At 71.9% G+C, this 4,549-nt stretch carries 3 protein-coding genes and 3 pseudogenes; all 6 read left to right on the forward strand.

Annotated features, from left to right (window positions below; translation table 11 throughout):
• A pseudogene (locus I59_RS20410) lies at window positions 1–1,124 on the forward strand (translational GTPase TypA); the annotation flags it as partial.
• Between the two features lie 137 nt (window positions 1,125–1,261).
• Window positions 1,262–2,455: an amidohydrolase gene (locus tag I59_RS17815; RefSeq protein ID WP_022905033.1), complete on the forward strand. Its 1,194-nt coding sequence runs from the start codon at window positions 1,262–1,264 to the stop codon at window positions 2,453–2,455.
• Window positions 2,456–2,525: 70 nt separating this feature from the next.
• Window positions 2,526–3,068: a hypothetical protein gene (locus I59_RS17820; RefSeq protein WP_148286308.1), complete on the forward strand. Its 543-nt coding sequence runs from the start codon at window positions 2,526–2,528 to the stop codon at window positions 3,066–3,068.
• Between the two features lie 24 nt (window positions 3,069–3,092).
• Window positions 3,093–3,614, forward strand: a pseudogene (locus I59_RS23960) (PIG-L family deacetylase); the annotation flags it as partial.
• A gap of 199 nt (window positions 3,615–3,813) precedes the next feature.
• Window positions 3,814–4,170, forward strand: coding sequence for a hypothetical protein (locus tag I59_RS23965; RefSeq protein WP_372379358.1), 357 nt, complete (start codon window positions 3,814–3,816; stop codon window positions 4,168–4,170).
• Window positions 4,171–4,292: 122 nt separating this feature from the next.
• Window positions 4,293–4,549: pseudogene (gene fdxA, locus I59_RS17830) on the forward strand (ferredoxin); the annotation flags it as partial.

A 4,549-nucleotide genomic window follows, 5' to 3' on the forward strand; every position in this document is an offset into this window, starting at 1 on the left:
CGCGTGGGTCAAGCACGACGGCTCGTCCCAGACCGCCCGCATCACCGAGCTGCTCATCACGAAGGCCCTCGACCGCTACCCGGCCGAGTCCGCGGGACCCCGGTGACATCGTCGCCGTCGCCGGCTTCGAGGACATCACCATCGGCGAGACGCTGACCGACCCCGAGGACGTCCGCCCGCTGCCGACCATCACGGTCGACGACCCGGCGATCTCGATGACGATCGGCACGAACACCAGCCCGCTCGTCGGCAAGGTCAAGGGCCACAAGCTCACCGCGCGCATGGTCAAGGACCGCCTCGACCGCGAGCTCGTCGGCAACGTCTCGCTCAAGGTCCAGGACATCGGCCGCCCGGATGCGTGGGAGGTCCAGGGCCGCGGTGAGCTGGCGCTCGCCATCCTCGTCGAGCAGATGCGTCGTGAAGGCTACGAGCTCACGGTCGGCAAGCCGCAGGTCGTCACCAAGCGCGACGAGAACGGCAAGCTCCTCGAGCCGTACGAGCACATGACGATCGACACGCCGGAAGAGCACCTCGGTGCCATCACCCAGCTCATGGCCGCCCGCAAGGGCCGCATGGAGAACATGGTGAACCACGGCACCGGGTGGATCCGCATGGAGTTCATCGTGCCGTCGCGCGGCCTCATCGGCTTCCGCACCTCGTTCCTCACCGAGACCCGCGGCACCGGCATCGCGAACGCGATCTCGCACGGCTACGGCGAGTGGGCCGGCCCGATCCAGACCCGCATCAACGGCTCCATCGTGTCCGACCGTTCCGGTGTCGTCACGCCGTTCGCCATCACGAACCTCCAGGAGCGGATGACGTTCTTCGTCAACCCGACGGAGGAGGTCTACGAGGGCATGGTCATCGGCGAGAACTCGCGCGCCGACGACATGGACGTGAACATCACGAAGGAGAAGAAGCTGACGAACATGCGTTCGTCGACGGCCGACACCTTCGAGTCGATGACCCCGTCGCGGCAGCTGTCGCTCGAGGAGTGCCTCGAGTTCGCCCGCGAGGACGAGTGCGTCGAGGTCACGCCGGACGCCGTCCGCATCCGCAAGGTCGAGCTGGACGCGCAGGCCCGCCAGCGCGCGTACGCCCGCCTCAAGCGCCAGGATGCGTAGGCACGTCGCGTAGGCCCGTCGCGTTGGAGCGTCGGGTCAGCATCAGCCTGGAGGCCCGTCCTCCGTCCGTCGGCCCGGTCACCCCGTCGAGGTGGCCGGGCCGTCGGCGTCCCACGGCTCGGTTGTACGGTGGACGGGTGACGTTCGATCTGCTTGCCATCTACCAGGACCTGCACGCACACCCGGAGCTCGGCTTCCAGGAGACCCGGACGGCGGGGGTGATCGCCGAGCGGCTCGCGGAGCTGTCCGGTGTCGCGGTCACGACGGGCGTCGGCGGCACGGGCGTCGTCGCGGTCCTGACGAACGGCGAGGGACCGACCATCTGGCTCCGCGCCGACATGGACGGGCTGCCCGTGCAGGAGCGCACCGGGCTGCCGTACGCGAGCGAGCACACCGGCCAGGACGAGTCGGGCGCCACCGTGGCGACGATGCACGCCTGCGGCCACGACATCCACGTCACGTGGCTGCTCGGCACGCTCGAACGCCTCGTCGCGACGACCGACGAGTGGCACGGCACGGTCGTCGCGGTGTTCCAGCCGGCGGAGGAGGTCATCTCCGGAGCCCGCGCGATGATCGACGACGGGCTCGTCGAGCGCTTCCCGCAGCCCGACGTCGTCCTCGGTCAGCACTCCGCACCCGCACCGGTCGGCACCGTCGCGGTCGGCTCCGGGCCGGTCATGGCGTCGAGCGACCGGCTGACCGTGACGTTCACCGGCCGCGGGGCGCACGGCTCGGCACCGCAGGCGTCCCTCGACCCGATCGTCACCGCCGCATCCGCGGTGGTGCGGCTGCAGACGGTCGTCGCGCGCGAGGTCGCACCGAGCGACGCCGGCGTCGTCACCGTGGGCTCGTTCCACTCCGGGACCCGCGCCAACATCATCCCGGACCAGGCGGTCATCGAGATCTCGACGCGCGCCCGGAACGAGGAGACCCGCGCCCGGATCATCAGCTCGATCGAGCGGATCGTCCGCGCCGAGAGCGAGGCGGGCGGCCTCCCGGCGCCGACCATCGAGCGCTCGCCGGGAGCGGACGTGCTCGTGAACGACCCGGAGCAGGCGGCGAAGGTCCTCGCGGCCGTCGGTGCCGCGGTGCCGAACGCGATCGACCTCGAGTCCGGCCTCGCCATGGCGTCCGAGGACGTCGGCCAGCTGGCCACCGCTGCGGGCGTGCCGATCGTCTACTGGTTCACCGGCATCACCGACCCGGAGCTGTTCCGCACCGGCCGGGACATCCCGAGCAACCACTCGCCGTTCTACGCACCCCAGGCCGAGACGGCGATCCCGGTCGGCGTCGACGCGGCGGTGGCCGCGGCGCGCGCGTACCTGGCCTGACCGCCGCCGGACGGGAGGTTCACAGCGAACACGCGCCGGGCCTCCCGTCGGACCATCTATGGTGCTGCGCATGCGTACCCCGACCCGCACCCTGATCGCCGCCGTCGCCGCCGGCATCGCCCTCGCCGGGCTGAGCGGCTGCTCGTCCGAGTCCGTCAAGCAGGCCACCGACTTCGGGTCGAGCGTCGCGTCGGGCGTGTCCGAGACCGTCAAGGGCATCGACGGCAAGGCGATCCAGGACGGCATGGCCTCGGTCGCCGGGGGCATCGACGGCGCGCTGGACACGGCGCTCAAGGGAGCGAAGGTGACCTCGGACGGGCAACTCCCGGACGGGTTCCCGACGACGGACGTCCCGCTCGTCGACGGCACGGTCCTCGGCGGAGGAGCGGGTCCGGACGGCTCCGGCTGGGTCGCCCAGGTCCGGGTCGGGTCGGTCGACGGGTTCCAGGCCGCGGCCGACGCCCTGACCGGTGCCGGGTACACCGAGTCAGTGCAGCGGGCGGACTCGACGAGCGCGTTCGGCCTGTTCCGGAGCGACGGGTACCGCGTCGTCCTGACCGTCGCGAAGACCGACGCCGGGGTCACCGCGACCTACATCGTGACCCCGCGCTAGGGCGTTCCCGTACGCTGGTCCCCGATGTCCGAGGCCCCCGTCACCCGCCCAGAGCGCGTCCTGTTCGTGCACGCCCACCCCGACGACGAGACCCTCGTGTCGGGCGGGACGATCGCCACCCTGCTCGAGCTCGGCGCCGAGGTCACCGTCCTCACGGCGACCCGCGGCGAGCGGGGCGCGATGCTCACTCCCGAGCTCGCGCCGCTCGAAGGCGACGGCCCCCGCGTCGCCGCCCACCGCGAGGGCGAGATCGCAGCGGCCCTGGCCGCGCTCGGCTCTCCGGCGCACCTCTGGCTCGGGGGACCGGGAGCGCGCCCGACCGACCTGCCCGAGCGTCGGTACGCCGACTCGGGGATGCAGTGGGGACCGGACGGTCGTGCGACGGCCGCCGACGACGCCCCGGCGGACTCGCTCACGATGGCCGACCTCGGCGAGGTCGTGGACGACGTCCGCGCCGCGATCCGTTCGACGATGGCGGACGCCGTGGTCAGCTACGCGGACGACGGCGGCTACGGGCACCCGGACCACGTGCGGGTGCACCACGCGGCCCGGTACGCCGCGAAGGCCGAGGAGGTCCCGTTCTCGATGATCGTCGACCCGGACTCCGGGCTCGCCGACCTCACCGTCGACGTCGCGCCGGTCCGGGCCAGGGTCCGCGCCGCCCTCGAGCAGTACCGGTCGCAGCTGACGGTCGACCCGGTCGACCCCGCCGACCCGACCGCGCTGTCGTGGGTGATGCCGCACGGTGAGCGGCAGGTCGCCCCGGCGGTCGAGGCCTTCCGACACGACGCGGACCCGGTGCCGCCGACGCCGCAGACCTTCGCGGAGTTCACCCCGCAGGGCAAGGCCACCGCGGTCGTCGTGTCGTTCGTGCTCGGACTCGTCGCGGGAGGCCTCGGCTCCGTCACGCACCAGCAGACCATCGGCACGTTCCCGATCGGGGCGTTCCTGCCGACGCTCGTCGTGGTCGGGCTGCTCGCCGGACTCCGACTGCTGTCCCGGTCGCGGGTGCTCGTCGTGGCGGCCTGGCTCGGCATCGCGATCGCCACGACGTTCCTCCTCCAGCTCGTCCTCGCGAACACCGCGGGCTACGTGTGGATGATCGCGCCGACCGCGGTGGCGTTCGTCGTCCTCGTCTGGCCGGACTTCGGCGACACCCGTCGTCCCACTCGCGGCGACGCCCGGCTGTCCGGACCTGCCCAGGGCCGTGAGTAGACTCGACCCGTGACGTACGTGATCGCTCAGCCCTGTGTGGACGTCAAGGACCGCGCCTGCATCGACGAGTGCCCGGTCGACTGCATCTACGAGGGCGACCGCTCGCTGTACATCCACCCCGACGAATGCGTCGACTGCGGAGCGTGCGAGCCGGTCTGCCCGGTGGAGGCGATCTACTACGAGGACGACCTCCCCGAGGAGTGGGCCGACTACTACAAGGCCAACGTCGAGTTCTCGAAGAGGTCGGCTCGCCCGGGGCCCGGAAG

It is taken from the genome of Curtobacterium sp. B8, assembly GCF_000333315.1.
In the GTDB taxonomy this organism is placed as follows: domain Bacteria; phylum Actinomycetota; class Actinomycetes; order Actinomycetales; family Microbacteriaceae; genus Curtobacterium; species Curtobacterium luteum.